Origin of the sequence: Larsenimonas salina, assembly GCF_023736155.1 — a bacterium.
Classification (GTDB): Bacteria; Pseudomonadota; Gammaproteobacteria; order Pseudomonadales; family Halomonadaceae; genus Larsenimonas; species Larsenimonas salina.
The window spans coordinates 83,447-109,413 of record NZ_JAMLJJ010000006.1 but is presented as its reverse complement, the minus strand read 5'-3'; the positions used below and the strand labels follow the sequence as shown (position 1 = coordinate 109,413).

The following is a 25,967-nucleotide window of genomic DNA, read 5'->3' as shown; positions in this document are numbered from 1 at the left end:
CCGTGGTAGGGCCATGACCCTAGCATACCGGCGAGCGCGCGCCGGTGCCATGACTCAGCGTGCTGGCTTCAAATGCGCCAGCAGCCGCTTCTCAAGATACTTGAACAGGGCCTGAATGCTGAAACTCAGGACCATGTACAGCGCCGCCACGAATAGGAACGCCGCAAACGGCGCATAGAACCGGGCATAAATATAATACGCCGCGCCGGTGAGGTCCGTGATCGAAACCACGAAGGCGATGGCACTGGCGTGCAGCATGAAAATGACTTCGTTGCCGTAGGCCGGAAGCGCCCGACGCAGTGCGCTTGGCAGCACGATACGCCGCATCATCTTGGCCTTGCTCATGCCGTAGGCTCTGGCGGCCTCGATCTCACCGCGCGGGGTGGCCTGAATCGAGCCGTGAAAGATTTCGGTGGTGTAGGCGGCGGTATTGAGGGTGAAGGCCAACAGCGCCGGATAGAGCGGGTCATCCAGGAAGAACCAGAGCCAGGTCTCCTGGATACCCGGAATGAAGGCAAAACCGTAATACGCCAGATAGAGCTGAATGAGCAGCGGCGTCCCGCGGAAGAGATAGGTGTAGAACCAGATCGACTTGCGAAGCACCTGATTGCGCGAGCCGCGGGCAATCGCAAGCGGCACCGCCAGCACGAGCCCGATCAACAGCGAGATAAACACGAGCTGAACGGTGTTGGTGAGCCCCGTCCAGTACATGGCGAACGTGTTCGGGGTGAAGATGTCGTTGCCGTTCATCCAGTCAAGCAGCGGCTGCCAGAGTGTGCTTAGTTGTTCCATGAAGCCCCCTCTGCGCCGAAGCCGACGTCATAGCGGGCCTTTAGCTTCATGAAACACCATTCCGAGACGCTCGAGATCGCCAGATAGCCAAGCGCAACCGGAATCATGAACAGAAACGGTTCGTGAGTCGCCTTGGTGGCCTCGGCCGCGACCTTGACCATGTCGCTTAGCCCGATGATCGACACCAGCGCGGTCGTTTTCAAAAGCACCATCCAATTGTTGCTGAGGCCGGGCAGGGCGTGGCGCATCATCAAGGGAAACCGGATACGGCGGAACACGGTCCATGGACGCATTCCATAGGCACGGGCGGCTTCGAGCAGGCCGCCATCGACGGCCATGAAGGCGCCGCGAAAGGTTTCCGACATATAGGCGCCGAAGATGATCCCGATGGTGATGACGCCTGCAACAAACGCATCGACATTGACGAAAATATCGACATCGAACTCGTAGTAGAGCCAATCGGTTGCCATGTTGATGCCGATCTGGCCGCCATAGAACAGCAGCATCATCAGCACCAGATCCGGCACGCCTCGGATAACGAGGGTGTAGGCCTTGGCGATCGCGCGAATCACGATCGAGGATGAAAGTTTGGCACTGGCCGTGACCAGCCCGAGAACGACAGCCAGAATCAGCGAGAGAATCGCCAATTCAAGCGTCAGTAATCCGCCTTCGAGCAGGCGGTAGCCGTAGCCATGAAGATCAAGCATAACGAAGTCCTTTACCCTGTTCGCGAGAAGGCGCATTGGCCTCCCAGGCGGCGCCGGGCGTATGGATGAGTCAGTATCTGGGTGACAGGAACTGTTTCAAGCGCTCGGATTTTGGATGAGACAACACCTGCTCCGGTGCGCCTTGCTCCTCGATCACACCCTGATGCAGAAACATCACGTGGTTCGAAACGTCACGGGCAAAATCCATCTCGTGGGTCACCACGACCATAGTGCGCCCTTCATCTGCCAGTTCTCGCATGACTTCGAGCACATCACCGACCAGTTCAGGATCCAGTGCCGAGGTCGGCTCATCAAACAGCATCACTTCCGGGTCCATCGCAAGCGCACGGGCGATGGCGCCGCGCTGCTGCTGACCGCCGGAAAGCTGTGTGGGGTAATAGCTGGCGCGTTCTGCAAGGCCGACGCGCTCAAGAAGGCTCAGGCCGTTGGCACGCGCCTTGTCCTTGGGCTGGCCGAGCACATGGATCGGGGCTTCGATGACGTTTTCAAGCAGCGTCATATGGGGCCAGAGGTTGAAGTTCTGAAAGACCATCGACAGTTTTGATCGGATGCGCTCGACCTGCTTCCAGTCGCTTGGCTGGCGGCCGTGCTTATCAAACTTGAACTTGATGGGGTCGCCATGAACGACAATGTCGCCCTGGTCCGGCATCTCAAGCAGATTCATGCAGCGCAGGAACGTGCTCTTGCCAGAGCCGGACGCGCCGATCAGCGTAATGACATCGCCTTTTCGGGCGTCAAGCGAGAGCCCCTTGAGTACGGGCGTATCGTTGAAGCTTTTATACAAACCGTTGATCTTGAGCGGAATGGAGGTGTCGGCCATGGACTTGGACTCCTGAAGGCATGGCTGGCCCTGAACGATTCGGGACATAAAAGGCGCGTATCTTATCAGGCCGGGGCAAGGGATGCCGTATCCATGTAATGAATTATGACACATTAGTGTCTACGTAAATGAACGCTCTAGCGTCGCAAAAGTACATGCTTTTTTAGGAAAAGCCGTCAATTGGTGGCGTTTCAGCACGCGCTCCGGCGTGACCGTCTGAATGTATTTATTCCGGCACCTGTGGGTCGAACAAAAAGCCATCGTGGTGGACACGATACAGGTCGCTTGCAGGAAGCCCCTGTCGAGTCAGCCAGTGGGTCAGCTCCTTGAACACGGTATCGCTGATGAACGGTGAGCGTGAAAGAACCCATAGATAGCGTCGATTCGGCCCCACGATGACCGCGTGGTCATAATGGGCATCGAGGTAAATGATGTTGTAGCCGGCAAAAAAGCGCCAGAAGAAGCTGACCTTAAGCCGACCGGCCGGCGTGTTCTTGCCGGCCGGATAGGCCACGCCCTTGGCCGAGCGCCACTGGCGTCGAACCAGATCGAACCCGCGATTGAGCACATCGACGCCCCCGTCGTCTCGAGGCGTATAGGTCGCCGTTACATTGCTCAAGCGGCGCTCGAAAGGGTGATTCAGCCGCGCGATCTCATACCAGGTGCCCTGGTAGCGCGCCAGATCCAGTTGCTCTATCGCCTTGCTGCCTTTTGCAATGCCTGGGTCGCCTCCAAGTGCTGCCCAGAGCGCTCGGACGTTCGCGCGTATGTCTGCCGCTCTCATGCACTCTCCTTGGGTTAATCGTCTACCAAGTATATGGGCTTGGGCATAAAAACGCCTTGCTCGATCTGCGTTTGCAGGAGCTCGAGGGGGCTCAGGATGTCCTGAAGCTTCGGTCATGCACGCCGATAAAGAACGAAACCGGCTCTTTGTAGAGACTCTTCTTCAAGCGCCAACGTTTATATTTTCGTTCAAACGACAGAGTGGACTGACCAATGACGTCACCTGCATTTACCAAGAAGATCATGAGCGCGAGCCAGCGCGGCACGCCCTTCAAGGAGGCACTTGGTCAGCGTGCTCCGCGTCCTGGCAAGGCGCCGCTTACCATTCGTACCAAACTCTGGCTCGGGCTGGGGCTGATGTGGATCGGAATGATCGCGATCGTCCTAAGCCTTGCGCTCGAGGGGCGCGCCGAGATGTATTCCGAGCGCGAAAATGGACTGCGTAACGTGGTTCATATGGCCATGGGCGTCATCGATGCGGCAGCCGAAAAAGAAGCCAATGGCCAGCTGACCCAGGCTGAAGCCCGAGAGCAGGCATTTTCCACCATCAACGCGCAGCGCTTTGGCAAGGAGGGTGACAACTACGTTTTCACTTTCAACAGTCAAGCCAATATTTTGAGTCATCCGCGCCGTGATGCGGGCTCATCGATGGCATCCTACACCGACCCGCAGGGCAAACCGGTTTACATGGAGCTGATCAAGGTGGCCAAGGCGGAAGGCGCTGGGTATGTCGATTATGTATCCAAGGGCGCGACTGCTGATGATGCGTTTCGCCAAAAAGTCAGTTTTGTCGAGTATTACGCGCCGTGGGATACGTTCGTGGCGGCGGGTATCTATGTTGATGACGTTCGAGCGGCGTTTCTTTCTAACCTCGTCAATTACTTCCTGATTCTGTTGGCCGTCGGTGGTGTTGTCTCACTGGTAATGGGTGTGCTTATTCGTCAGATCTCGAAAAGCCTCGGCGGCGAGCCGGCGCAGGCCGCAGAGTTGGTTCGGCGTGTGGCGGATGGCGATTTGACCGCCGATCTTCCACTTAAAAAGAACGACACTAGCAGCCTAGTGTTCAACATTTTGCAGATGCGGGATACGCTTCGCGACACGCTGATGCATATTCGGGCGTCGAGCGACGCCGTTGATTCCGGTGCCAGTGAAATTGCGGCAGGCAATCAAAATCTATCTTCACGCACCGAGCAACAAGCGGCATCGCTTGAAGAAACCGCTGCGAGCATGGAGGAGATTACCGCAACCGTGAAACACAGTGCCGACAGCGCGCATCAGGCCAGTACGCTTGCGTCCGAGGCCTCGAACACCTCTCGGCGCGGCAGTGGGGTGGTCAAGGATGTTGTCAATAAGATGTCGAGCATCAGCGAGGGTTCCAAGCGCATCTCGGAAATTACGGCCATGATCGACAGCATTGCGTTCCAGACTAATCTGCTGGCACTGAATGCGTCTGTCGAAGCGGCCCGGGCCGGCGAGCAGGGCCGCGGGTTTGCGGTGGTCGCCGGGGAAGTCCGTGAGCTTGCAGGACGCAGTGCCAGGGCGGCCAAGGAGATACGCGGTTTGATTGATGACTCGACAAAAGAAATTGAGGAAGGGTCGGCGATGGTTGCCAATGCGGACACGGTCATGAGTGAAATGCTGAATTCGGTGCAGCGTGTGTCCGATCTGATGAGTGAGATTTCAGCCGCCTCGAACGAACAGACCCGCGGTATCGAGCAGGTCAATACAGCGGTGACCCAGATGGATCAGGTCACTCAGCAGAATGCGGCGCTGGTAGAAGAGGCCGCGGCTGCCGCGGCGTCGCTACAGGATCAGGCGCGGCAGATGAACGAGCGGATCAACCAGTTCAAGCTCGACTAAGCGGTTGCCTCGCCCATCAAACAAAGGCCAGCGCTATGCTGGCCTTTGTCGTTCAGGACGCCAGGATAATCAGCGCGCCTGCCATTCACCGTCGTCGTTTTTGAACAAAATAACCTTGTCATCGATCTTCTGGGCCTTGCCATCGACCACGACTTTGCCCTTGACCTGGCAGGACCAAAGGTCATCGGTATCCTGCTTTTTAGCCTTGTCATCATCCGTATTCTTGCCGCCGTCTTTCGGCGCAGGATGAGCGCATTCCTTGACTTCGTCGATGTTGACGCTGTAGTCGATGTTGTCGAGCTTGTTGTCGCTGCCGTCGCCCATCTGCTGGGCGATCGCCTTGAGCTGTGAGATCTGTTGGTCGAGGGTATTGTGCATTGCCTCGGATACATCGTCCTTGTTCGGGGCGCGGTCGCAGCCGGCCAGGGCAAGGGTCGAACCTAGAATCAGTAAGGGCAATATCCGTTTCATGTGCTTCTCTCCATGGGTCGACGGGCTAGGCTAGAGCCTGTGAACGGCCCCTGCAAGCCCTGCTGACGCCCTGGATGTTGCGTGACGTTACGATGTGCCCTCGCGCTGCTACTGCGTCTTTTTGAAAACCGGCATACTCAAGAGACCGATTTAACGAATCACTGACTTTGGGGACAGCGCGTGAGCTTCATCATTTGCAAGGCCGAGGAATGCGATCTTCCAGCCATTACCGAGATCTATAATCAGGCCGTGCGCGAGACCACGGCGATCTGGAACGATCGTGAGGTCGACGTGGCCGACCGACGCCAGTGGTGGCAAGCTCGGCTGGAAAGCGGCCTTCCCGTAATGGTCGCCCGAGACGGTCGCGGTCAATGCCTTGGTTACGCAACGTTTGGGCCGTGGCGGCCCCACGATGGGTTTGCGCATACGGTAGAACATTCGGTGTATGTTGCGCCGAGGGCCGCGGGGCAGGGGCTTGGGCGGTTATTGATGACATCGTTGATGGCGAGCGCGAATGAGCAGGGTGTGCATGTCATGGTGGCGGCGATCGAGGCGGACAATCAGCCATCGATTGCGCTGCATCGAAGGCTTGGGTTTACCGAGACCGGGCGTTTGCCGCAGGTCGGTCTCAAGTTCGGCCGCTGGCTCGACCTGGTGTTCATGCAGTACACATTCTAAAAGCGGCGTGGCGTTAACGAGGCGGGACGCAAAAGCGTCCCGCCGCGGTCGGCTTAGCTTGCCAGACGTTCCATTTCATTGCGGTATTCGTTGGCCAGGCGCGTCTTGTCGTCGTCGCTGAATTTCTGGCCGGCTGAAATGAAGTAGTGTTTTTCTTCGTCTTCGAAATGGTGAAGTGCCATGTCACGGAGTTTCTTGGCAAGGCTCAGCCAGCCTGGAGAGCTGAAGTCGGTCTCGTCCATCTGTTCCATAACTTCATCCATCTCGTGATGTTCGGCGATGCCGTGCCGCGACTTTTCAACGCCGCTGTCGTAGTCCATCAATGGGTTATAGAAATAGCGCTCTTCGGCGGTTTCATGATGATGCATGGCGGCCTTGATCTGTTCGAACAGCTCCTTGCGGCCTTCACTGTTTCCCTCGGTCTTGACCAGCAAATCCAGCAGCGTGCGCTGTTTGTCATGATCGGCGCGAAGTTCCTCAAAGATCGTAGTCATCGGTCAAAATCCTTTTTTTCAAGTGAATACCGGGTATACCGAACCCGGGAAAAGCATAGACCAAACTTGGGGGTTGGCGAGTACGATAAGTGTGCTCATCCAGCGCAGGGTGAAAGAGGACGAGCGCGATACCAGCCTGTACAATGCAGTCGCAGCCCGATCGTTAACGATCAGATGGGTGAATTTTCAGCAGTGCGTCGTCATGGAAGGCGTCTCAAAAGCAAGCCTTGACGCAAGGGTCGAGGCGCAGGAGGTAGTGCTTTGAACATTCTGGTGTTTACCAATACCTACCGGCCGATTGTCGGTGGCGTCAGCGAATCGGTTCAGCGCTTCGTTGATCAGTTCCTGGCGCTTGGTCACAAGGTGCTGGTCATCGCACCGAACATCGAAGGCCAGCCGTCTTACGAAGAGAACGTGCTCAGGGTGCCCTCGTTTCAGCGCTTCAACGGCACTCAATTCTCCTTTCCGATGTACATGACCGGCCCGGTGATCGACGCCGTCGAAGCATTCGGTCCAGACCTCATTCACGCCCACCATCCGTTTTTGTTGGGTGATTCGGCGGCGCGGCTCGCACAGCGGTTACGAGTGCCGCTGGTCTTTACCCATCACACGCTCTACGAGCGTTATATCCATTATTTCCCGAGCCGGTCGCCTGCCATTAAGCGTTTCGCCGTGGCACTGGCCTCCTGTTATGCCGAACTGTGTGACACCGTGATCGTGCCGAGCGAAAGCGTGCGCGAGATTCTGCTCAAGCGGGATGTGGAAACGCCCATCGAAGTTCTGCCAAGTGGGGTGTACACCGAGCGGTTTGCCAAGGGCGATCGTCAGACCTGGCGAGACCATTTCGGCATTAACGCTCACGCCCACGTGGTCGGCCACGTCGGCCGGCTGGCCAAGGAAAAGAACCTTGGATTCATGACGCGAGCGGTCTGTCGGTATCTGGTCGAGGCGCAGGAGGCGCATTTCCTGGTGGTGGGCGACGGTGACGAAGCCGAACAGATGACCGACATCGCGCACTCGTTCGGCGTCAGCGAGCGCGTTCACTTCACCGGGGTTTTGAGCGATCAGCCGCTGGTCGATGCCTATCACGCCATGAGTACGTTCGTGTTCGCGTCCCACAGTGAAACCCAGGGCATGGTCGTGGCCGAGGCGATGGCCGCAGGCCTTCCGGTCGTCGCACTCGATGCACCGGGTGTGCGCGAAGTCGTGCGCGATGACGTCAACGGCATGCTGCTGGAGAAAGAGGATGAGCACGTCATGGCGGACGCGCTCATGAGCATCAGTGCACCTGAGCGCTACCGCGCGTTGCGCGATGGGGCGCTTGAAAGTGCGCAGCAGTTTGATGCCGCGGTCTGCGCCGAGCGCTGTCTAACGCTTTACCAGCACCTGATCGAGCAGGCGCGCACCGAGCGAGGGCCGAAGCACGCGGACCCGACGTTCTGGGATAGCGTAACGCACCGCTTCGACGCTGAGTGGCATATTCTTCGCCACCGTGGGGCGGTGCTCAAGGAAGTGTTCTGGTCCCGTCGCGAGGACCCGGCCGATGACGATGAGTCCTCGGAGCGGTCGATCGCGGCGGGCAAATAGAGGAAGCGGCGGGCAAGCCGGCTCAGGCTGGCTGGCGTCGCTTTGCCATCTGTCGCAACGTAAGCAGTATGGCCAGTGCAGCTGCGATAATGCCAAGCGTTAGCCAGAGGCCATCAAGATTAGGTGCGTTGAGCAGTTCGCCGAGCTGGCTGCCGGCGATGGTGACCGCCGCCAACCCTGGCAGGATCCCGATGAACGACCCCAGCATATAGGCACTGAAGCGAAGGCGGCAGGCACCGGCAATCATGTTGGTAAAGGTGAAGGGTGCCAGCGGCAGCAGATTGAAAACGATCATAGTGCGTATGCCGCGATCTGCTAGACCATCGGCGAGGGCGTTGATTCGAGAGCCGCCATAGCGCACCAGCGCATCTCGCCCTAGCTTTCGGCCGACGTAATAGGTAGCTGCCGAGGCAAGCATGGTGCCTGTCAACGCATAGGCAAGGCCCAGCCATGAGCCAAAGATCAGCCCGGTCGCGCCGACAAGCAGGGTCAACGGAAAGACCAGTAGCGACGCCACGACGAAAATGCCCATCAGTGCAAAGGGCGCCCAGCCGGCATCGCGCAGCCCAATACCGCTTGCCAAGAGCTCACGCAGGTTGGGCACGGTCAGGACATCCCCCATCGCGAGCCACTGCCAAAGCCCACACAGGCCGACCAGTAACGCTATCAATGTAATCAAGAGCCAGAGCCGTCGAGGCATGGCAAGGTTCTCCTGCTATTGTTGCGCGTTTGCTCCGATGCCGACGCGGTGATCATGATACGGTGCGCACCCTCCGCCGTCATGGTATGGGACGGTACTTTTTTGTAAGAGTTCACTATACAAACACAGGAGTCACCATGACTGTTCTACCGCCACTGGCCTGGTTGCAAGCGTTCGAGGCCGCCGCTCGGTTGATGAGCTTTACTGCGGCAGGTGAGGAACTCTGTATCTCACAATCGGCGGTCAGTCAGCGCATAAGGTTGCTCGAAGGTCGGCTTGGTGAGCCGTTATTCATTCGACATCCCAACACCTTGAGCCTGACGGAAACCGGGCTCGCCTGGCTTCCAAGCGTGCAAGGGGCGTTTGAGATGCTGACCGAGAGCACCGCGGAAGTGTTCGGAAAAAAGCTTGCCGAGCCGGTGTTAATCCGCTCAACGCCTGTCATGCAACACTATTGGCTGTCCGCGCGCCTTGCAAGCTGGTGTCGATCCATCTCAGACGATGGCTTCAAACTCGTTACCGCCGTTTGGCCTCGTGATTTTAGCGTGGAAGATGTCGATTTCGAGGTTCGCTATGGCCGGGGGCAATGGCCTGGCGTTGAGGCCGTGAGTCTGGGGGAGGAAACGTTAGAGCCGGTATGCACCCCCGAACTGGCCAAACAGCTTTCATCTCCTGATGATCTAGGGTTGACGACCCTGATTCACTCCGCAGGTTTCGACGTCGGCTGGCCTGCCTGGCTTGCGCGGTTCAATCGATCTGCGCTGGAGCACAAGCACTCCCGGCTGACTTGTGATACGCAGTTGAGCGCGATTGCCATCGCGCGCGAGGGCGTGGGTGTGGCGCTGGTGCACTCTCGCTGGCTCGATCAGCTTGAGCCCGCTCTGATTTCTCCGTTCAAGCACCTCTCCCCCTCTCAGCGTCAGGTCATCGCGCGAGAGGGCTTCTGGCTTGCTCGTTCGAAGCAGAAACCGGTGCGTCCTGATGCCAATGCTCTGTGGCAGTGGCTCATAGACAGCGAGGACAACGAGCGCGAGCGCGAGCGCTCGGCAAGCGAGTGATTTACGTGTCGCGATCGAGCGTGATGTTTCGAAGTGATTTGTAAGGCGTGTGTTAAATGGCGGATTTTGCATAGTCCTTTAAAGGAATTGTCTCTATAAGACCGGCTAACTGGACGATTCACTTTGGAGCAAGTAAATGAAAGTCAAAAGCGTACTAACACTAGATGACGCAACGGTTATCTTGAGCAAGACGCTCGAGGAAGCCCGCCGCCAGAGCCTTCAGGTCAGTGTGGCGGTCGTGGATGATGGTGGGCATCTGCTCGGGTTTCAGCGCATGGACGGCAGCAGCGCTTTTGAAGCACAGCTTGCCTGTGACAAGGCGCGCTGCGCCGCGCTGACCGGCGGCGATAGCGGCCAGCTCGAGGCGCGCATCAACCAGGGTGAGGCCGCCCTTTTGAGCCACCGGGCGGTCGGTGGCATGCAGGAAGGCGGTGTGCCGGTCGTGATTCAGGGGCACGTGGCGGGCGCTGTCGGTATTGCCGGCGCCCGAGCCGATCAGGACGCGCGAATCGCGCGCGTCGCGATTGCTGCGGTGTCTTCGCTCTACTGAACCCTATAGCGCGACTTCAAGTTTTAATTGCAGGATCTGATGCGAAACGCGCCGCGCGAAGACGCCGCGTGCACGTTCAGGGCGTGTTGTCTCATCGGCGTGCCTTGAGCAGGATGTGGCTTCATGCCCTTGAGAGCCGAGCCTTTCAAGGGGGCTGATGTCGCCCTGATTTTTCGAGAATGCCATGACCGATGACCCGTCACTGCCTGCGCGCGTTCGAGCCCTTTTGGAGCGCGCGCCGGTTGATCAGTTGCCGATGACCTACCGCCAGCTTGCCGGCGCCCTGTCACTTACGCCTCCGCGTACGATCCAGCGTGTTGCCAGCGCTCTGGAGGCGTTGATGCGAGACGACGCGCGCGCCCATCAGCCGTTTATTGCCTCACTGGTGGTCAGCCAACGAGGCCACGGTCTTCCAGCCGATGGTTTTTTCGAGCTGGCGGTAGCGCTGGGTCGATTTCCCGCTGACCCGCAAAAGCAGCGTGAGGCGTGGGAAAACGAATATGCGAAGGCTATTGGGGCGCGCCCGTGATCGTGAATACTGGCTTTCTTGAGTCAGATCTTGAGTTAGAGCCGGGTCGAATCCAGGCCGCGGTCGGGCATGCGCGCGAGCGCGTCCTGATTAAAGTAGCGCGTCAGTAGGCTATAAAGCTCGGGGTAGACCCTGGAAAGTTGATTGGGGGCGGTAAAGAACATCTCGCAGCATACGGCAAAGCATTCACCTGGGTGGGTTGCAGCGTACTCGTCGATCGGCGTGACGTCATCGCGCTCCAGGTGTTCTTGAAGATCATTCCAGACACTCGTGAACACACGGTACCACTCTGCTGGAGAAATCGTTGCAGGCAGGGGCGGGCGGCCATCCGCCTGCCCGTTATGCTGCATGTCGAGCTTATGGCTGAATTCATGAATGATCACGTTGAGACCGGTCCAGTCGCCGCTTGACGTGACGTCCTCGAGCGACAAAACGATCGGGCCGTGGTCAAACGTTTCACCGATGCGCTCGTCATCGAGCTCATGCACGACGCCCATTTCGTCTTCCTCGACGAGATGGCGTCGAAACGGCCCCGGCACCACCACGACCTCACGCACGTCCGGCCAGAACCCCTTGTCCCATTCAAGCGTCATCAGCGCGACCTGCGTCGTAAGCTTGAGCGCCTGGGCCTCGCTCCAGGGTAGCTCCACCGGTGATGTGATGCGAAGCCTGTGCATGAGCGCCCAGGCCCGACCTGCAAGGCGCTCACGCGACTCATCCGCCAGCCCGTGCGCGATGGGCACTCGAGCAAGTGTGTGCTGCCACAGATCAACGGGCGGCTGGGCATCTCGCGGGCGACGCCCGCGAAGTCGGTCCAGCCAGCTCATCGCGGCTTACGCCTTAGCTTGATTTCCACGACCAGTCGCGCCAGCGCAGATCGAACAAGTCCTTGCGGCGGTCCTTGAGGTTGGTCACCGAGCCCTCACTGCGCACGACCTTGAGTCGGGTCAGGTCGAGGTCGGAGAACATCACCATTTCGGTGTTGGGCGTGGTCTCTGAAAGCACCGCGTCGTGGGGGAACGAGAAGTCCGACGGTGAGAACACCGCAGACTGAGCGTACTGAATGTCGAGGTTTTCAATTGAGGGCACGTTGCCGACGCTTCCACACACGACCACGTAGCATTCGTTTTCAATCGCACGGGCCTGGGCGCAGTGACGCACGCGCAGGTAGCTGTTCTTGGTGTCGGTCCAGAAGGGCACGAACAGAATGTCCATGTCCTGATCCGCCAGCAATCGGGCAAGTTCCGGGAACTCAACGTCGTAGCAGACCAGAATGCCGACGCGGCCGGCGTCGGTCTCGAACACCTGCAGCTCATCGCCGCCATCGACCACCCAGTCACGACGCTCCTGCGGGGTGATGTGGAGCTTGGCCTGACGCTCGATGCTGCCATCGCGGTGGCACAGGTAGGCGACGTTATAGAGGTGGCCGTCCTCGTCGCGCTCGACCATTGAGCCTGCCACGATATTGATGTTGTACGACACCGCCATGCGCGAGATTTCGGTCTTGAAACGCGCGGTGAACTCGGCCAGAAACTGGATGGCCTTGACCTGGTCGGACTGGTCGGTCAGTGCCATGAGCGGCGTATTGAAAAGCTCCGGCAGTACGGCGAAGTCGCTTTGATAATCGGCGATGGCGTCTACATAGAACTCGACCTGCTGAAGCACCTGCTCGACCGAGGCAAACTCACGCATCTGCCACTGCACCGCGCCGACGCGGACAAGCGTCTTGCGGCTTTCGATCACGCGCTCGGCCGGTTCAAACAGAATGTTATTCCACTCAAGCAGGGTGGCGTAGCCCTCGGAGCGTTCGTCTTCGGGCAGGTACTTTTGCAAAAGGCGCTTGACCAGAAAGTCGTTGGCAAGCTGGAACGAGAGAATCGGGTCGTAGATCTCTTTTCTGGAGACCTTGTCGAGGTACTCGGTCGGTGAAAGCTCTTCCGAGTGAAGGTAGTAATTGGGAATCCGGCCGCCGGCAAGAATCGCCCGCAGGTTCATCGAGCGACACAAGTCCTTTCGGGCTTCATACAGCCGACGGCCGAGGCGATAGCCGCGATAGGTAGGGTCGATCAGTACGTCCAGCCCGTACAGGGCATCGCCCTCGGGGTTATTGAGAATGATCTCGCGATGGCCGATCAGGTCATCGTATTTGTGCGGGTTCGAGAAGGTGTCGTAATCGACCAGCACGGTCAGGGCAACGCCAACGATACTGTCGCCGTCCTTGATGACCAGTTGGCCATCGGGGAATTCCTGGATCAGCTTGCTGATGGTGGCCTGGGGCCAGGCGCCGCCGATGTCGTTGTAGACGGCGTCCATCAGTTTTTTCAGGTCCGAATAATCATCGGGGCTCAGATTGGTCAGGTTGAGGTGGAGATCCTCGATCGACATGCACGTAATTCCTTGAGTGTTTCTTGTTACCTGGAGCGCTTTTGCGTTGGGCGCGTGGTGTGATGATCCAAGGATAACCAATTCATCGCCGGTGCGCAGGCTCGGGTGCGCAATCGCCTTGCAGTGGTGGATGCAGGGTGAGCGTCAATGGCGGGTATGGTAGAGTGCGCCGCGGTTTCAGCGCTCGATGTGTGCGCCCGAGCGTCCGGTTTCATTTTCCTCGTCTGGTAGACCCATGAACGCCATTGTCCTCTCTATCCTGGTTATGGTGACGCTGAGCCTGGCTCGTGTCTCCGTTGTGTTTGCGCTCGTTGTGGCCGCGCTGGTCGGCGGGCTCTATAGCGGCATGCCGCTTGGTGACATTCTCGATGCCTTCAATGGCGGGTTGGGCAGTGGCGCGCAGGTGGCGCTCTCCTACGCAACGCTTGGGGCGTTTGCGGTGGCGCTGTCGCGCTCGGGGCTGACCGAGGCGATCGCGCGCAAGCTGATCGGCCGGCTTTCCCATGAAAGTGATCACGGCGTTGCGGCTTCTCGCGCCGGCAAGACCGTCAAATGGTCGATCATCGGCGTACTTCTGGTTTCGGCGGTCTGCTCTCAGAATCTGATTCCGGTCCACATTGCGTTTATCCCGATCATGGTGCCGCCGCTTTTGATGGCGATGAACCGTTTGAATCTCGACCGTCGGCTGGTGGCCTGTGTCATCACCTTCGGGGTCACGGCCCCCTATATGCTGCTGCCAGTGGGGTTTGGCGCGATCTTTCTCAATGACATCCTGCTTTCAAACATCAACGAGGCCGGGGCGGCGTTCGGGCTTCAGGTCACCGCCGATATGGTGCCGATGGCGATGGCGATGCCGATCGGTGGCATGGCGGTGGGGCTTTTGATTGCGGTGTTTATAAGCTATCGGGGGCCGCGAACGTACTCGATGAGGGCGGTCGGGGTTGGCCATGTGGCCAGCGCCGACGATGTGGTCAGCGAGCGTGAAAAACGCGAGCTTGACCCGCTCAAGCCCTGGCAGTATCTGGTGCTTGGCGGCTCGATTCTGGCGGCGCTGACCACTCAGCTTCTGACTGACTCGATGGTGCTTGGCGGGCTACTTGGCTTTGCGATCCTTTCGGTCAGCGGCGTGTTTCGCTGGCGGGAGCAGGACGACGTCGTCACCGAGGGCATGCGTTTGATGACGCTGATCGGCTTCATCATGATTACTGCAGCAGGCTTTGCAAGCGTGATGCAGGCCACCGGCCAGATCGATACGCTGGTTGAAAGCTCGCGCGCCGTGATCGGCGATAGCCAGGTGCTGGCGGCGCTGGTGATGCTGGTGGTGGGGCTTTTCATCACGATGGGCATCGGCTCGTCGTTTTCGACCATTCCAATCATTGCCTCGATCTACGTGCCGCTGGCGCTCGAGTTCGGGTTCTCGCCCATGGCGACGATTGCGCTGGTGGGCACGGCCGCAGCCCTTGGCGATGCCGGCTCGCCGGCCTCCGACTCGACGCTCGGGCCGACTTCCGGTCTCAACGCCGACGGTCAGCACGATCATATCTGGGATTCGGTGGTGCCGACCTTCCTGCACTACAACATCCCGCTGCTGCTGTTTGGCTGGGCGGCTGCGCTGCTACTTTAGCGGTTTGATAAACCCCGCTCGGGGCACCATGCTGTTTCGACAGTTATCGACCCAGGAGCGGGTGTCATGAGCCGTTACATGTACGATCTGGCAGGCGCCGACGCGCGTCTGCGTTTCTCTCCCTTTTGCTGGCGCGTGACGCTTGCACTGGTGCACAAGGGCCTCGAATTCGAGCGCCTGGCCTGGCGTTTTACCGAAAAGGATCGGCTGGCGTTTACCGGGCAGGAGCCCGAGTCCAGTCGCAAGGTGCCGGTGTTGCTCGATACCGACGGCACCGCCGTCAGCGACAGTCTCGCCATTTTCGACTACCTCGATCGGACCTACCCAGGTGCGCCCCTGATCGGTGATGGCCCGGCGCGGGGGCGGTTCATGTTCGTGCGTCACTGGAGCGAAACCGCACTGGCGCCCGCGATCCTTAAAACGGTGGCGAAGGATCTGTTCGACCTGCTCGACCCCGCCGATCAACCCTATTTCCGCGAAAGCCGGGAAGCGCGGCTTGGCTGCACGATCGAAGCGTTTCAGGACCGTGACGCCGGGCTCAAGCAGTTGGGTCAGGCCCTGGCGCCGGTGCGTGCGCTTCTGGGTGAGGCGGCGTTTATTGACGGTGAGCGCCCGGGCGGTGCCGACTACCTGGTGTTCTCCATGCTGATGTGGGGGCAGGCGACCAGCCGCGTCGATCTGTTGAGCGAGGACCAGGTTGTCGCGGACTGGTTCGCGCGCCTCAGGCAGTGGGCCGAAGACGCCGGCGTCTCGTGCGACCTGGCTCGAGAGCTCGGCGCCCACCCCAGCGAACACTAAGCGGGCTCAAGCGTACCCCAGGGCGTCGGGTCGAGCCCGGCTACCCGCGCAAGCGCCATCCTGAGCGAGGCGGTAAACATCTGGCCGTGGCCATAGTCCGGCAGTAGCGTCGTTTTGATCGCTATATCGGGCGCACGCTCAGAAAGCGTCTTTTTCAGTTCGAAGATGTCCATGGTCTCACTGTCCGACGCCGCCTCCGGAGGCGTTTTTGTGTGTTCCTTGCCGCCTTTCAGCAGCCAAAGTGATGGACTTGCTGTCGTCGGGCGTTGCCACTGACGAGCCATATCCGGAAGCAGGGCGCCGCCCCAGCCAAGGCTTGGGCTTGCCGCGACAAATGAGGTCATTGTTTCTGGGCGGGTCAGAAAGGCATTAAGTACGCACAGACCGCCAAAGGAGTGCCCCCAGAAGGTGCGGTCGTTGACGTTGACCGGCAGCGTTCGTTCAAGTTTGGGCCGCCAATGATCGAGCACTTGGTTGAGAAAGGCGGTCGCGCCTCCGGCCGGCCGGCCATCTCGATCGACCATGGATTCGCCTGGCCGCGCTGGCGTATAGTCCCGGTGGCGCTGACGAACGTCGAAGCGTTTGTCGGTGTCGTAACCGAGGTAGACGATGATCGGCGGATAGGCGCGTGCAAGCGCACTCAAAAGCGCGGGCGTCGTGTCGTCGAGTGCGCCGTTGCCATCGAGGGCATATACGATCGGAAAGCCTTCTTCAGGCGGTGTGCCTTTGGGGATGGCGAGCCAGATGCGGTAGCGCCCGTCGCCTTTGCGGCGCGTGAATTGTTCGAAACGGTAGTCGGGGTGGCCAAGCTTGGCGATTGTGGGCTCGATGGACCGGCTCAGGTCCGGTCGTGCCCATGCCCAACCGGGCAGACTCAATCCTGCGAGGGCAAGCGCGCCGGTCGAGAGCACATGACGACGCGACAGTGAACAGCGAGATCGGGACATCGGTCCTCCGGTGCGGGGTAATCTCAAAAGTGTCGCATACGCCGATGTTTTTGAGAATTGTTATTGTTTGCAGGTGGGATACCGGTAAGGCGCGCTTGAGTGCGCGTCGGTCTCACTAAAACGACATTCAAACAGCATGAGAAAGAGGCAAGGGTATGAGTAGGGTAATTCGTTGGCTTCCGCATATGGCCATTGCCGCTGGCGTAGCGCTCGGCGTGAGCACGCTGTGTCCCCCGGTGCAGGCTGACCCCCTCACGGTTGACCAGCCCCCGGTCAGCACCGGCAAGAATATCTACGAACTTGGCTACAGCAGTGCCAACAATCGGCTCTACGTGGCCTCTGCCGGTGCGTTTGGCGGCGACGGCGGCGGCCAGCTCATCGGGCTTTCGACCGATCCGCTCAAGGTGGCCACCACCCTCGATCTGGCGCAGCGCCCGTTCGGTGTGGCCATCAATGACGATGCCGGTCGGCTTTATACCACCAATACACTCAATGGCTCGATCACGGCGGTCGATCTGGACAAGGGCCGAGTTATCCGGACGTTGTCGCTGGCGCCGGTCAAGGATAAATCGGTTCCCAAGGATCAGCAGCCACCGCAGGTGCGTGATGTCGTGGTCAATCCGGCCACCGGCACCGTCTACGTCAGCGGCGTCAGCGATAATGGGGTGGTCTGGAAGGTCAATGGCGATACCCTTGAGCTTGAATCGACCATTCACGACGTCGGCGCTGTATCGACCGGGATGGTGCTCGACAGCGCTTCCCAGCGTCTTTATGTCGCCAACATGGGCGATGCCAGCGTCAGTGTGATCGACCTCAAGACCGATACGCCGGTCGAGCGCATTGACGTCGGCAAAAAGCCGATCAACCTGGCCGTGGATGCCGACGCCAACCGCCTCTACGTGGCCAATAGCGGTGACAATACGGTCAGTGTGATCGATACACACGGCAATACCACGGTGAAGACGCTCAAGGTGGGCGAGCATCCGCTCGGCATTGACGTCGACCCCGGCGCGAAGCGCTTGTACGTGGCCAACCGTGGCGATGGCACGGTTCAGGCGTTTGATACCGAGTCGTTCGAGGTGCTGGAAACCTTCCATCCGGGGCTTCATCCGAATACGGTTGCCGTCGATACTGCAGCGCATCGAGCCTTTGTCACCAGCAAGGCGCTGTCACGCCATGAAACGGCCCCGGCCGAGGGTGTGACCAATACTCAGGGCGATGTAGTAACGGCGCTTACGGCACCTGAACGATCGAAGGCCGGCGCGTCCGAGAACACGCATGCCGCTTCCGATACGAAGGCGCAGGAAGGCGCCTGAGCCAAGACGCCTCGCGTTTTAAATAAGACGCGAGGCGTGGATGGGCCCGGCCACTGTGGCCGAGCCTACCCGGGCTTTTTGATTCAAATGGCCTATCGCGCCATAGATTAGCTGAGCATTTTATATTGTTTCAGAATGTCTTAAGGTGTGGCGTTCGATTTCTCAAGGAAGACCTTACCATGTCGTTACCCCGCACCGTTGCGGCGCATGTTGCGCTCGTTGCAAGCATTGGCCTTTCAGGGCTTGCGCACGCCGATTCAACTGTTCATGTCTATGCAGCCGCGTCATTGACCGACGCCATGAACGATCTGGTTGAAACCTATGAAGCCGCCCACCCCTCGGTCGACATCGTACCCGTGTACGCCTCTTCCTCGACCGTCGCACGACAGATTGCCAATGGCGCACCTGCAGACATCTATTTCTCGGCCAACGAGCAATGGATGGACTGGCTTGGCAAGCAGGGCGTGACGCTGACCGAGCGTCGGGATCTGCTCAAGAATCATCTGGTCGTGATCGCCCAAAAGGGCAGCCAGATTCAATCGTTCACTCCAGACAAGGATCACCGGCTCGACAATTACCTCGGGCGCAACGAGCGCGTGGCGGTCGGCGACCCGGATCATGTGCCGGCCGGCATCTACGCAAAGCAATCGCTCACCTCGCTCGATCAGTGGCAGGCACTTGAGCCGCGTCTGGCGCGGGCAAGCGACGTGCGCGCGGCCATGGCGCTGGTCGAGCGCGGTGAGGCGCCACTTGGCATTGTCTATGCAACCGATGCCAAGGCAAGCGATCGAGTCAAGACGCTCGGCACCTTTCCGGACGGCTCGCATCCGCCCATCACTTACCCCATCGCTGAGATCGGCTCGCCCGACAGCACCACCGAGGCCTTCTATCAGTGGCTGCAAGGGCAGGACGCCGCGCAGGTCTTTGCCGACTATGGCTTCGGCCCTGCAAAGCTCAAGCCGTAAGCGCTGACTCGTGCTGACGCCTCTGGAGTGGGAAGCCCTGCACCTCAGCCTCAAGGTGGCAGGCGTTGCGGTAGGCGTAAGCCTTGTGCCGGGCATCGCGCTTGCCTGGGTGTTGGCGCGACACACGTTTCCCGGCAAGTCACTGCTTGATGGGCTGATTCATCTGCCGCTGGTCCTGCCGCCGGTGGTCGTTGGCTATTTGCTCCTGCTGGCGTTCGGTCGACAGGGCGTCATTGGGCAGTGGCTTGCCCGATTCGACATCGGGCTGCCGTTCACGTGGCAGGGGGCGGCGCTTGCAGGCGGCGTCATGGCGTTTCCCCTGATGGTGCGCGCCATCCGGCTCTCACTGGAGGCGGTGGATGTTCGGCTCGAGGCCGCGGCGCGCACTCTGGGCGCGACTCGGGCTCGGGTGTTTGTAACCATTACATTGCCGCTGGCGTTGCCGGGGGTGCTGACGGGCATGATGCTTTCGTTTGCACGGGCGCTCAGCGAGTTCGGAGCGACCATGACCTTCGCCTCCAACATTCCCGGTGAAACTCGAACCTTGCCGCTGGCCCTCTATAGCGTGATTCAGTCGCCCGGGCGCGAGGCCGCCGCCGCGCGGCTGTGTCTGATTTCGATTGCGGTCGCGATGCTCTCGCTTCTTGTGTCCGAGTGGCTTGCCCGACGCTCGCGCCGTCGGATGGAGGGGCGCGATGTTTGAGCTTGACGTGACGCGCGTGCAGGGCGAGTTCTCGCTCGAGGTTGACCTGCGGCTTGCCTCCCGCGGGGTCACGGCGCTGTTTGGCCCCTCCGGCAGTGGCAAGACAACGCTTCTGCGTCTGATTGCAGGGCTTGATCGGCCGGATCGTGGGCGCATCGCCATCGAGGGCGACGTGCTGTGCGACACCGCCACGCGCCGGTTCGTTCCCGTTCATCGGCGAAGGCTCGGCATCGTGTTCCAGGAGGCGCGGCTTTTCCCTCATTACAGCGTGCGCGGCAACCTCTGCTATGGCATGCGCGACGAAGACCCGGCGGCGGTGGCGCGCATTAGTGGGCTGCTTGGTATCGACCATCTGCTGACGCGCATGCCCAATACGCTGTCGGGGGGCGAGGCGAGGCGCGTTGCGATCGGCCGCGCCCTGTTGTCTTCGCCGCGGCTTCTTTTGCTGGACGAGCCTTTGACCGGACTTGATGGGGCTCGCAAGCAGGAGCTTCTCGAGTACCTGGCCGCGCTGGTCAGAGACATCGATATTCCGGTGATTTTTGTTAGCCACGACCCGCAGGAGCTTTTGGCCGTGGCCGATGATCTGGTGCTGCTGGAAAAGGGGCGAGTGCTTGCCCACGGCGCCCTCAACGACGTGCTGGCACGCCCCGAGCTGATGTCACGGCTTGGGGGCTTCGACATCAGCGCGATGCTTTCGGCGCGGTGTCATCGTCACGACGCCAGGCGTCAACTGAGTGAACTGCGTCTTTCGGATGGTCAGATGCTCGAGCTGCCCACGCTCGATGTCGAGCCGGGCCAATGGCTCAAGATTCAGGTGCGCGCCCGCGACGTTGCCATCGCGCTCGAGCCGGTGAGTGGCACCAGTATTCGCAATACGCTCAAGGCAACCATTACAGCCTGTCAGCCGCTGGACGATATGGCCAGTGTCACACTGGTGATGCTCGACGCCGGTCAGCAGACGCTTAGGGCTCTGATTTCCACGGCTTCCTGTGAAGCACTCGGCCTTGCACCCGGTATGACCGTTCAGGCTCTTATACGGGCCGTTAGCCTTGCAAGGCCGGCCGCAGCGCCGGCGCTTGCCGATCAGGAGGTGCCGTGATGGCGCTGTGCTTACCGATTACGCAGTTAGACGATGTACGAAGTGCCGAGCTTACGCTTCTGGCCGAGGCGGTCGCGAGCGACCCGGGCGAGCAGGCGCCCGACTCTGCCTGGCGCTATCCGCGCTTTTGGAAGGATGATATCGGCCCTCGGCTGGGTCAGGACCTCTGGCTTTGGGAGGCGCGCCTCAACCGCGAGCTGGTTGGCTGTCTGCGCCTTCGCCGCGATGGGGCACCGGAGGCGCGCCACTGCAGTTGGATCGAGGGCATTTTTGTTCATCCAGAATGTGATACCTCCCGTATCGCGCAGGAGCTTCTGGCGGCCGCGAGTACCTTTGCACGCATGGACGGTACGCGCCATTTGACGAGCTGGGCCGCCAGCGGCTTCGAGCATACCGTGATGAAAGACGCGGGCTGGACACCTGTCGGAGAGATCGAGCGTTTCGCTGCCTCGGCAATTCAAGGGCCTCGCGACGCGGCGCTTTATCACACATCAACGACGTGATTTCAAACCACACACAGGAAATCCCATGACGCTGTTTCTCGTTTTATTAAGCCGCGATCAGGAGGTGAGTCACGAGCTGATCACGGCGCATCGTGATTACCTACACACGCTCAAGGCGCAGGACCGTCTTATGCTTGCCGGTCCGTTCAAGGACATCAAGGGCGGTGCGTACGTATTAAAGGCAGACACCCTCGCCGATGCCCGTGCGCTCGCCGAGCAGGACCCGCTGATCGACTCGGGCATCGCGACGTTCGTGGTTCATGAATGGGCTGCGCACTGAGTGCAAGGCAAGCGTGCTGCGGTTCATCCGCTCAAGCGTCGCTTATGTGTTCATGAGCCTTGTTCGAAACCGCACGTCATGTCTCGGCCCTGATGCTGCGCCCGCGTTAGTGCGTCTTCGGCACGCTGCACAAGGGCACGTGCCTGAAGCGGATGCTGCGGGGTCGAGACTGCCACGCCCTGGCTGATGGTCAGACGTTCTGACAGGGGGGACAAGGGGTTGGCAATATCTCGTTTCTTTATGCTTGCGGTAAGCCGTGCGGCGACGCTGTGCGCCTCGGATTGCCGTGTGCCGGGCAGAACCAGCGCGAACTGATGCTGCCCCATCCGGGCCAGCAGGTCATTGCGAGAGCGTGTGACCTCGGAAAGGCTTGCTGCCAACGTCTTCAATAGGCTCTCGGTGCGCTCGGCGCCGAATTTGGCCTGAAACGCGTCAAAGAAATCGAGCTCCACCAAAATACAGGTGACCGACTGGTAATACTGCTCGCTGATCGACAATAGCGTCGGCAGGCGGTCGAGCAGGCTGCTTCGAGTCAAAAGCCGGGTGGTCGGGTCGATCATCTGAGCGGCACTTTGATGTTTGCCTCGGTCGTATTCGTGCTCTGCAAGCGTTGCGATTTTACGTGTGATTTCCTGGGTCAGTGCATCCGTTCGTAGCGATGGCGTCACCGACCAGGGGGTCTGCGTGTCGCTTCGGTCGAGAAACGAAAGCGTATTCAGAAGTGGCCGCAGGAGGGTGACATGGGTAATCGTTGCCATCAGGATCAGCAGCACTGCAATGAGCCCCATGAGCAGCCAAAGTGCCAGGTTGAAGGTGTCGATGTCGCGATGCCAGTCGGTGGTCGAGTCATCGATATCAAGCCAGGGCGAGGCGGTTTCCGGCACGGTCGGGAGGTTGAAGACATGCGCGGGCGTGACGCTCTGGTGGTCGATCAAGCGAAGCTCAACGCCGAGCTGGGCTGATAACGCTCTGGCCCAGGCGTGATCGAGCGGTTTCAACATGAACAGATACCCTGCGCTCTCATTTTGTTGGTAGCTGTCCTGAACTTGTTGAAAGCTCAGCATATAGCGCGGGGTACCATCGAGGATGAACCGTCCCTTGAGTCGCCCCAGGTAATGTGACTTCACCGCGTCAAGCCGTTTGGAAAGCTCACTGGCAGGAGTGCAGGCCGCGGAGTCATCGGTGCAGATCGACTCGGACCCCGGCAAATGGATCAGTATACGCTTGATTTGTCCGTCCGGGGTTGCAAAGCCGAGGGCGCTGATTGAGAGATGAGTGAACGTGGTTGGGCCGAGTTGCTTGTCGAGAAACATCGGGTCATCGCCTTGAAGGTAAAGCCAGGTTTGATCCCAGGTTGACCAGTCGGCGGTAATGTCACTCAAGTGGCGGTGCGTCATGTCCACCATCTGCTCGACGTGTTTCTGCGCGCGCTCCAGGTGCTCGGTCGAAAGCTCGAGCAGTATCGGCAGGACGAGTGTTGCGTAGAGGGTATAAAGTGCAAGCATGCCGCTCGCCATGAGCGCGATAAACAACATCAGATAGTTTCGGCGTAACTGGTGGGCCCAGCGGTTCATGGCGGCGTCCGATCAAGAATCTTCTAGAGTCGGGGTATCGGCAAGTTATGTGTAGGGTTGAGCGACGCTTACGTGTACGAGGTCGTTGCGGCCAGCCATGAGAGGATGTCTTCCAGCGCTTTTTCAGGGCAGGAAAGCATGGGCACATGGCCGCAGCGGGGGTAAAGATGAAACCGGTTCTGGGCAAAGGCCTGATCGAAGCGGTAGGCGTGCTCGGCGGGAATTACCCGGTCACAGTCGCCGCCCATGATCAGTACAGGGCAGGTCAACCGACCCAGTTGATGTGCTTCTGCAGCAGGGTTGTCCGCCCATTCATGCGCAAGGGACAGTAGGACCTCCCGGTGGCCAGGACCGTGCAGCATATCCTGGTAGCGGTCGATGATCGCCTCCGGCGCACAGGCTGGGGCAAAGGTCGTGGCCATACCCTCGGAAACAAACCGGTCGCCGTTGGCGTAACGAAGTACAGTACGCCCGAGGGTGCTTCCAGCAAAGCTCATGAAATGATGGGCATTCTTGGCCTGACGGCGTTGGTCGGGCCATCCGGCGGCAGCAATCAGCCCGAGCCGGTGAAGCGAGGCGCCATGGGTCATGGCGTAGCGCCAGCCGATGTAGCCGCCCATCGAATGGCCGATCAGCGTGATATCTCTAAGCGCGAGCTTTGTGACGGCCTGGTGCAGCACCTCCACGAAGTTATCGATCGAGGCCGTCCAGTTCGAGGGCGCGCGCGACAGACCGTGGCCAGGCAAATCAAGCGCGATGACGCGGTGCGTCCGACTCAGTGTCTGTACCCACTTGTGCCAGACGTGGCTGTCCATCAGCAGCCCATGAACCAGAAGCAGGGTGGGGTGCTCGGGGTCGCCGTAGTCGAGATAATGCAGGTTCAGCTCATTTGAAAGCGCAAGCCACTGGCTTTCCGGCAGGCCATAGCGTGTGATCAGCGTCGACTGATCGATGTCGGAGGCCTTGACCAGCGCCGTGTTGTCAAAAAGGCTCGAAAGACGATCGGTAAAGCCGGCCATGGCACCCTCATGCGGTTGTTTATTACGATGAAACCCTTGGTGGTCGAGTATCACTGTAGTCTTTTCGGTGCGCTCTGCGTACCACGGCGACCTGCGCCTTTGGTTGCTCACTAACGGTTTCGTTTTTACTCAAGGATGGTTTCGATGACGTTAACGCTGCGCCCGGTACGTCCGGAAGACAAGGACGCCTTCTGGCACATTTTCGAACCGATCCTGCGGGCGGGCACGACCTACGCCCTGCCGCGGGACATGCAGCCTGCCCGCGCCTGGGCCTACTGGGGCGAGGCCCCGCTTGAAACCTGGGTCGCTGAAGATCAGGGGAGCGTGCTTGGAAGCTATTACCTCAAGGCCAACGCGCTTGGCGGCGGCGCCCACGTGGGCAACTGCGGCTACATCGTCGCCGACCACGCCCAGGGCCGTGGCATTGCTTCGGCCCTGTGTGCGCATTCGCTTGAACGCGCGCGTGCCCAGGGGTTCAAGGCGCTTCAGTTCAATTGCGTGGTGTCGACCAATACGCGCGCCATCGCCCTGTGGGAGCGCTTCGGGTTCCAGACGGTCGGGCGGCTGCCCGGCGCCTTCAGTCACCCGGAGATGGGCGAGGTCGATGCGCTGGTCATGTACCAGCGCCTTTAACGCCCACTCACTGCCTGAGCTTCAGGGTCCGTTCGACCACGTTGAGGCCCGGACGGTAATTGCCCTCGATGGCCTGAAACGCACATTCAAGCGTCATCTGTGCGATGCGGTCGTACTGCTGAGGCAGCGCATTGACCGGAAGCGGCAGGAAGTCCAAAAGCCGGTCATCGCCGAAGGTGGCAATGCGAATGTCGGGACGGGCGCTGTGCGCGAGCAAAACATCGAGTACGCCATCGAGCAGCGTGTAGGAGGCCGTGATCAAGGCATCCGGCAGCCCATCGGTATCGAGCACTTCCTGCATCAGTTCGGCGCCGACCCGGCGAGTATAGTGCGAGCCGCTGCGCTCGCTGATCCGGGTGATCGAGTCCGGCAGGGCGCGTCGAAAGCCTGCGCGCCGAGACGCACTGATGCTGAGTTCGGGCACGGCGTCGAGCCATACAATGTGACGGGTGCGTTCATCGATGACCGAGCGGGTCAAGGCCTCGGCCGCGCTGCCGTTGTTGCTTACGACGCAGGTAAAAAAGTCGGGGTCGAGGGCGCGGTCGACCGCAATCACCGGCATGTCCTCGCTCATGATCTCTCGATAGAACGGATCATCGGGCGCAAGGCTCGAGGCGACGATCAAGGCGTCGCAGCGCCGTGCCTTGAGGCCGCGGGCCAGCTCCTTTTCGGTGTCGGGCCGGTCGTCCGAACCCACGATCAGGAGCTGATAGCCGCGTTCCCGAGCACCCTGTTCAAGGCGTTTGGCAAGACGCGCATAACTTGCGTTTTCAAGATCGGGCAGAATGAAGCCCAGTGTGCGACTGGCGCCGCGGCGAAGTGCGGCGGCCTGAGCATCGACTCGGTAGTGATGCGTATCGACCACGCTCATCACGCGCTTGACGGTCTCATCGCTGATGCGATGTTCCCTGGATTTGCCATTGACGACGTAGCTTGCCGTCGTCCGCGAGACGCCGGCCAATCGAGCGATTTCAGCCAATGTCATGGATTTCATCTAAGCTGCCTCAATCCCGTTGTCCTTCGAATTCATGGAGTTTACAGCGTGCATCGAAAGTCGCACCCGATTTG

Annotated in this window: 28 protein-coding genes; 15 read left to right on the top strand and 13 right to left on the bottom strand. The window is 59.8% G+C overall.

Features of this window, described 5'->3' with window-relative positions; all coding sequences use genetic code 11:
• Window positions 1-54 precede the first annotated feature (54 nt).
• The 4 genes from NAT23_RS12475 to NAT23_RS12460 all read right to left on the bottom strand — a co-directional run bounded on the left by NAT23_RS12475 (window position 55) and on the right by NAT23_RS12460 (window position 3,124).
• On the bottom strand, window positions 55-792 hold the full coding sequence (locus NAT23_RS12475) for an ABC transporter permease (protein WP_251928838.1): 738 nt from the start codon (window positions 790-792) through the stop codon (window positions 55-57).
• Window positions 780-1,499, bottom strand: coding sequence for an ABC transporter permease (locus tag NAT23_RS12470; protein ID WP_251928837.1), 720 nt, complete (start codon window positions 1,497-1,499; stop codon window positions 780-782). Before NAT23_RS12470 ends, NAT23_RS12475 begins: the two co-directional genes overlap by 13 nt.
• A 70-nt stretch (window positions 1,500-1,569) precedes the next feature.
• Window positions 1,570-2,340: an ABC transporter ATP-binding protein gene (locus tag NAT23_RS12465; RefSeq protein ID WP_251928835.1), complete on the bottom strand. Its 771-nt coding sequence runs from the start codon at window positions 2,338-2,340 to the stop codon at window positions 1,570-1,572.
• A gap of 226 nt (window positions 2,341-2,566) precedes the next feature.
• A complete protein-coding gene (locus NAT23_RS12460) occupies window positions 2,567-3,124 on the bottom strand; it encodes a lipocalin family protein (protein ID WP_251928832.1) in 558 nt (185 codons plus the stop codon).
• A gap of 212 nt (window positions 3,125-3,336) precedes the next feature.
• Here NAT23_RS12460 and NAT23_RS14775 point away from each other — a divergent pair, with 212 nt between their 5' ends.
• A complete protein-coding gene (locus NAT23_RS14775) occupies window positions 3,337-4,983 on the top strand; it encodes a methyl-accepting chemotaxis protein (RefSeq protein ID WP_286010034.1) in 1,647 nt (548 codons plus the stop codon).
• Between the two features lie 69 nt (window positions 4,984-5,052).
• Here the strand turns inward: NAT23_RS14775 and NAT23_RS12445 are convergent, their stop codons facing one another.
• On the bottom strand, window positions 5,053-5,454 hold the full coding sequence (locus NAT23_RS12445; RefSeq protein WP_251928831.1) for a SadB/YajI family lipoprotein: 402 nt from the start codon (window positions 5,452-5,454) through the stop codon (window positions 5,053-5,055).
• Window positions 5,455-5,634: 180 nt separating this feature from the next.
• On the opposite strand from NAT23_RS12445, the gene NAT23_RS12440 reads away from it, so the two are divergent.
• Window positions 5,635-6,132 carry a GNAT family N-acetyltransferase gene (locus NAT23_RS12440; RefSeq protein ID WP_350028336.1) on the top strand — a complete coding sequence of 166 codons (498 nt, stop codon included), beginning with the start codon at window positions 5,635-5,637 and terminating at the stop codon, window positions 6,130-6,132.
• Between the two features lie 53 nt (window positions 6,133-6,185).
• On the opposite strand, the gene NAT23_RS12435 is transcribed toward NAT23_RS12440, so the two are convergent.
• The gene (locus NAT23_RS12435; protein ID WP_251928827.1) at window positions 6,186-6,626 is read right to left on the bottom strand and encodes a hemerythrin domain-containing protein; all 441 of its coding nucleotides are present in this window, start codon (window positions 6,624-6,626) and stop codon (window positions 6,186-6,188) included.
• A gap of 261 nt (window positions 6,627-6,887) precedes the next feature.
• On the opposite strand from NAT23_RS12435, the gene NAT23_RS12430 reads away from it, so the two are divergent.
• Entirely contained in the window at window positions 6,888-8,213 is a 1,326-nt protein-coding gene (locus NAT23_RS12430) for a glycosyltransferase (protein WP_251928826.1), read from the top strand.
• 22 nt (window positions 8,214-8,235) lie between these two features.
• Here NAT23_RS12430 and NAT23_RS12425 read toward each other — a convergent pair whose 3' ends face one another.
• The gene (locus tag NAT23_RS12425; RefSeq protein WP_251928825.1) at window positions 8,236-8,913 is read right to left on the bottom strand and encodes a TVP38/TMEM64 family protein; all 678 of its coding nucleotides are present in this window, start codon (window positions 8,911-8,913) and stop codon (window positions 8,236-8,238) included.
• Between the two features lie 137 nt (window positions 8,914-9,050).
• On the opposite strand from NAT23_RS12425, the gene NAT23_RS12420 reads away from it, so the two are divergent.
• The 3 genes from NAT23_RS12420 to NAT23_RS12410 all read left to right on the top strand — a co-directional run bounded on the left by NAT23_RS12420 (window position 9,051) and on the right by NAT23_RS12410 (window position 11,050).
• Complete coding sequence (locus NAT23_RS12420; RefSeq protein WP_251928823.1) at window positions 9,051-9,971, top strand: LysR family transcriptional regulator; 921 nt, start codon at window positions 9,051-9,053, stop codon at window positions 9,969-9,971.
• Window positions 9,972-10,107: 136 nt separating this feature from the next.
• A complete protein-coding gene (locus NAT23_RS12415) occupies window positions 10,108-10,521 on the top strand; it encodes a GlcG/HbpS family heme-binding protein (RefSeq protein ID WP_251928821.1) in 414 nt (137 codons plus the stop codon).
• A 184-nt stretch (window positions 10,522-10,705) separates the two neighbouring features.
• Window positions 10,706-11,050 (top strand): hypothetical protein, encoded by a 345-nt coding sequence (locus tag NAT23_RS12410; protein WP_251928819.1) that lies wholly within the window; start codon window positions 10,706-10,708, stop codon window positions 11,048-11,050.
• Window positions 11,051-11,085: 35 nt separating this feature from the next.
• Here NAT23_RS12410 and NAT23_RS12405 read toward each other — a convergent pair whose 3' ends face one another.
• Together NAT23_RS12405 and NAT23_RS12400 are read right to left on the bottom strand one after the other, a co-directional pair.
• Complete coding sequence (locus NAT23_RS12405; protein WP_251928817.1) at window positions 11,086-11,877, bottom strand: M90 family metallopeptidase; 792 nt, start codon at window positions 11,875-11,877, stop codon at window positions 11,086-11,088.
• Window positions 11,878-11,890: 13 nt separating this feature from the next.
• Window positions 11,891-13,435, bottom strand: coding sequence for a bifunctional GNAT family N-acetyltransferase/carbon-nitrogen hydrolase family protein (locus NAT23_RS12400; RefSeq protein WP_251928815.1), 1,545 nt, complete (start codon window positions 13,433-13,435; stop codon window positions 11,891-11,893).
• A gap of 235 nt (window positions 13,436-13,670) precedes the next feature.
• Here NAT23_RS12400 and NAT23_RS12395 point away from each other — a divergent pair, with 235 nt between their 5' ends.
• Together NAT23_RS12395 and NAT23_RS12390 are read left to right on the top strand one after the other, a co-directional pair.
• A complete protein-coding gene (locus NAT23_RS12395) occupies window positions 13,671-15,059 on the top strand; it encodes a Na+/H+ antiporter family protein (RefSeq protein ID WP_251591794.1) in 1,389 nt (462 codons plus the stop codon).
• 66 nt (window positions 15,060-15,125) lie between these two features.
• On the top strand, window positions 15,126-15,857 hold the full coding sequence (locus tag NAT23_RS12390) for a glutathione S-transferase N-terminal domain-containing protein (RefSeq protein ID WP_251928814.1): 732 nt from the start codon (window positions 15,126-15,128) through the stop codon (window positions 15,855-15,857).
• Here the strand turns inward: NAT23_RS12390 and NAT23_RS12385 are convergent.
• Window positions 15,854-16,804, bottom strand: a complete 951-nt coding sequence (locus NAT23_RS12385; protein WP_251928813.1) for an alpha/beta hydrolase — start codon at window positions 16,802-16,804, stop codon at window positions 15,854-15,856. The two genes, NAT23_RS12390 and NAT23_RS12385, sit on opposite strands and share 4 nt — an antisense overlap.
• 155 nt (window positions 16,805-16,959) lie before the next feature.
• On the opposite strand from NAT23_RS12385, the gene NAT23_RS12380 reads away from it, so the two are divergent.
• The 6 genes from NAT23_RS12380 (at window position 16,960) to NAT23_RS12355 (ending at window position 21,673) form a co-directional block, all read left to right on the top strand.
• Entirely contained in the window at window positions 16,960-18,120 is a 1,161-nt protein-coding gene (locus tag NAT23_RS12380) for a YncE family protein (RefSeq protein ID WP_251928812.1), read from the top strand.
• 179 nt (window positions 18,121-18,299) lie between these two features.
• The gene (gene modA, locus NAT23_RS12375; RefSeq protein ID WP_251928811.1) at window positions 18,300-19,085 is read left to right on the top strand and encodes a molybdate ABC transporter substrate-binding protein; all 786 of its coding nucleotides are present in this window, start codon (window positions 18,300-18,302) and stop codon (window positions 19,083-19,085) included.
• 10 nt (window positions 19,086-19,095) lie between these two features.
• Entirely contained in the window at window positions 19,096-19,788 is a 693-nt protein-coding gene (gene modB / locus NAT23_RS12370; RefSeq protein ID WP_251928810.1) for a molybdate ABC transporter permease subunit, read from the top strand.
• Complete coding sequence (modC, locus tag NAT23_RS12365) at window positions 19,781-20,890, top strand: molybdenum ABC transporter ATP-binding protein (protein WP_251928808.1); 1,110 nt, start codon at window positions 19,781-19,783, stop codon at window positions 20,888-20,890. The genes modB and modC overlap by 8 nt, the downstream gene beginning before the upstream one ends.
• Entirely contained in the window at window positions 20,890-21,393 is a 504-nt protein-coding gene (locus NAT23_RS12360; RefSeq protein WP_251928806.1) for a GNAT family N-acetyltransferase, read from the top strand. The genes modC and NAT23_RS12360 overlap by 1 nt, the downstream gene beginning before the upstream one ends.
• A 25-nt stretch (window positions 21,394-21,418) precedes the next feature.
• Window positions 21,419-21,673, top strand: coding sequence for a YciI family protein (locus tag NAT23_RS12355; protein WP_251928805.1), 255 nt, complete (start codon window positions 21,419-21,421; stop codon window positions 21,671-21,673).
• 50 nt (window positions 21,674-21,723) lie between these two features.
• Here NAT23_RS12355 and NAT23_RS12350 read toward each other — a convergent pair whose 3' ends face one another.
• Both NAT23_RS12350 and NAT23_RS12345 read right to left on the bottom strand, forming a co-directional pair.
• Window positions 21,724-23,247, bottom strand: coding sequence for a sensor domain-containing diguanylate cyclase (locus tag NAT23_RS12350; protein WP_251928803.1), 1,524 nt, complete (start codon window positions 23,245-23,247; stop codon window positions 21,724-21,726).
• Between the two features lie 68 nt (window positions 23,248-23,315).
• Window positions 23,316-24,266 (bottom strand): alpha/beta fold hydrolase, encoded by a 951-nt coding sequence (locus NAT23_RS12345; RefSeq protein ID WP_251928793.1) that lies wholly within the window; start codon window positions 24,264-24,266, stop codon window positions 23,316-23,318.
• Between the two features lie 144 nt (window positions 24,267-24,410).
• Here NAT23_RS12345 and NAT23_RS12340 point away from each other — a divergent pair, with 144 nt between their 5' ends.
• Complete coding sequence (locus NAT23_RS12340; RefSeq protein ID WP_251928791.1) at window positions 24,411-24,899, top strand: GNAT family N-acetyltransferase; 489 nt, start codon at window positions 24,411-24,413, stop codon at window positions 24,897-24,899.
• A gap of 7 nt (window positions 24,900-24,906) precedes the next feature.
• On the opposite strand, the gene cra is transcribed toward NAT23_RS12340, so the two are convergent.
• On the bottom strand, window positions 24,907-25,884 hold the full coding sequence (cra, locus tag NAT23_RS12335; RefSeq protein WP_251928873.1) for a catabolite repressor/activator: 978 nt from the start codon (window positions 25,882-25,884) through the stop codon (window positions 24,907-24,909).
• Between the last annotated feature and the right edge of the window lie 83 nt (window positions 25,885-25,967).

Bases quoted from the DNA above. Each gene is read 5' to 3' on its own strand.
- NAT23_RS12445 (WP_251928831.1), bottom strand. From the start codon at position 5,454: ATGAAACGGATATTGCCCTTACTGATTCTAGGTTCGACCCTTGCCCTG.
- NAT23_RS12410 (WP_251928819.1), top strand. From the start codon at position 10,706: ATGACCGATGACCCGTCACTGCCTGCGCGCGTTCGAGCCCTTTTGGAG.
- NAT23_RS12470 (WP_251928837.1), bottom strand. From the start codon at position 1,499: ATGCTTGATCTTCATGGCTACGGCTACCGCCTGCTCGAAGGCGGATTA.
- NAT23_RS12460 (WP_251928832.1), bottom strand. From the start codon at position 3,124: ATGAGAGCGGCAGACATACGCGCGAACGTCCGAGCGCTCTGGGCAGCA.
- NAT23_RS12380 (WP_251928812.1), top strand. From the start codon at position 16,960: ATGAGTAGGGTAATTCGTTGGCTTCCGCATATGGCCATTGCCGCTGGC.
- NAT23_RS12340 (WP_251928791.1), top strand. From the start codon at position 24,411: ATGACGTTAACGCTGCGCCCGGTACGTCCGGAAGACAAGGACGCCTTC.
- NAT23_RS12425 (WP_251928825.1), bottom strand. From the start codon at position 8,913: ATGCCTCGACGGCTCTGGCTCTTGATTACATTGATAGCGTTACTGGTC.
- NAT23_RS12465 (WP_251928835.1), bottom strand. From the start codon at position 2,340: ATGGCCGACACCTCCATTCCGCTCAAGATCAACGGTTTGTATAAAAGC.
- NAT23_RS12390 (WP_251928814.1), top strand. From the start codon at position 15,126: ATGAGCCGTTACATGTACGATCTGGCAGGCGCCGACGCGCGTCTGCGT.
- NAT23_RS12350 (WP_251928803.1), bottom strand. From the start codon at position 23,247: ATGAACCGCTGGGCCCACCAGTTACGCCGAAACTATCTGATGTTGTTT.
- NAT23_RS12475 (WP_251928838.1), bottom strand. From the start codon at position 792: ATGGAACAACTAAGCACACTCTGGCAGCCGCTGCTTGACTGGATGAAC.
- NAT23_RS12360 (WP_251928806.1), top strand. From the start codon at position 20,890: ATGGCGCTGTGCTTACCGATTACGCAGTTAGACGATGTACGAAGTGCC.
- NAT23_RS12395 (WP_251591794.1), top strand. From the start codon at position 13,671: ATGAACGCCATTGTCCTCTCTATCCTGGTTATGGTGACGCTGAGCCTG.
- NAT23_RS12385 (WP_251928813.1), bottom strand. From the start codon at position 16,804: ATGTCCCGATCTCGCTGTTCACTGTCGCGTCGTCATGTGCTCTCGACC.
- NAT23_RS12355 (WP_251928805.1), top strand. From the start codon at position 21,419: ATGACGCTGTTTCTCGTTTTATTAAGCCGCGATCAGGAGGTGAGTCAC.
- NAT23_RS12345 (WP_251928793.1), bottom strand. From the start codon at position 24,266: ATGGCCGGCTTTACCGATCGTCTTTCGAGCCTTTTTGACAACACGGCG.
- NAT23_RS14775 (WP_286010034.1), top strand. From the start codon at position 3,337: ATGACGTCACCTGCATTTACCAAGAAGATCATGAGCGCGAGCCAGCGC.
- NAT23_RS12420 (WP_251928823.1), top strand. From the start codon at position 9,051: ATGACTGTTCTACCGCCACTGGCCTGGTTGCAAGCGTTCGAGGCCGCC.
- NAT23_RS12405 (WP_251928817.1), bottom strand. From the start codon at position 11,877: ATGAGCTGGCTGGACCGACTTCGCGGGCGTCGCCCGCGAGATGCCCAG.
- modC (WP_251928808.1), top strand. From the start codon at position 19,781: ATGTTTGAGCTTGACGTGACGCGCGTGCAGGGCGAGTTCTCGCTCGAG.
- NAT23_RS12400 (WP_251928815.1), bottom strand. From the start codon at position 13,435: ATGTCGATCGAGGATCTCCACCTCAACCTGACCAATCTGAGCCCCGAT.
- NAT23_RS12435 (WP_251928827.1), bottom strand. From the start codon at position 6,626: ATGACTACGATCTTTGAGGAACTTCGCGCCGATCATGACAAACAGCGC.
- modA (WP_251928811.1), top strand. From the start codon at position 18,300: ATGTCGTTACCCCGCACCGTTGCGGCGCATGTTGCGCTCGTTGCAAGC.
- NAT23_RS12415 (WP_251928821.1), top strand. From the start codon at position 10,108: ATGAAAGTCAAAAGCGTACTAACACTAGATGACGCAACGGTTATCTTG.
- cra (WP_251928873.1), bottom strand. From the start codon at position 25,884: ATGACATTGGCTGAAATCGCTCGATTGGCCGGCGTCTCGCGGACGACG.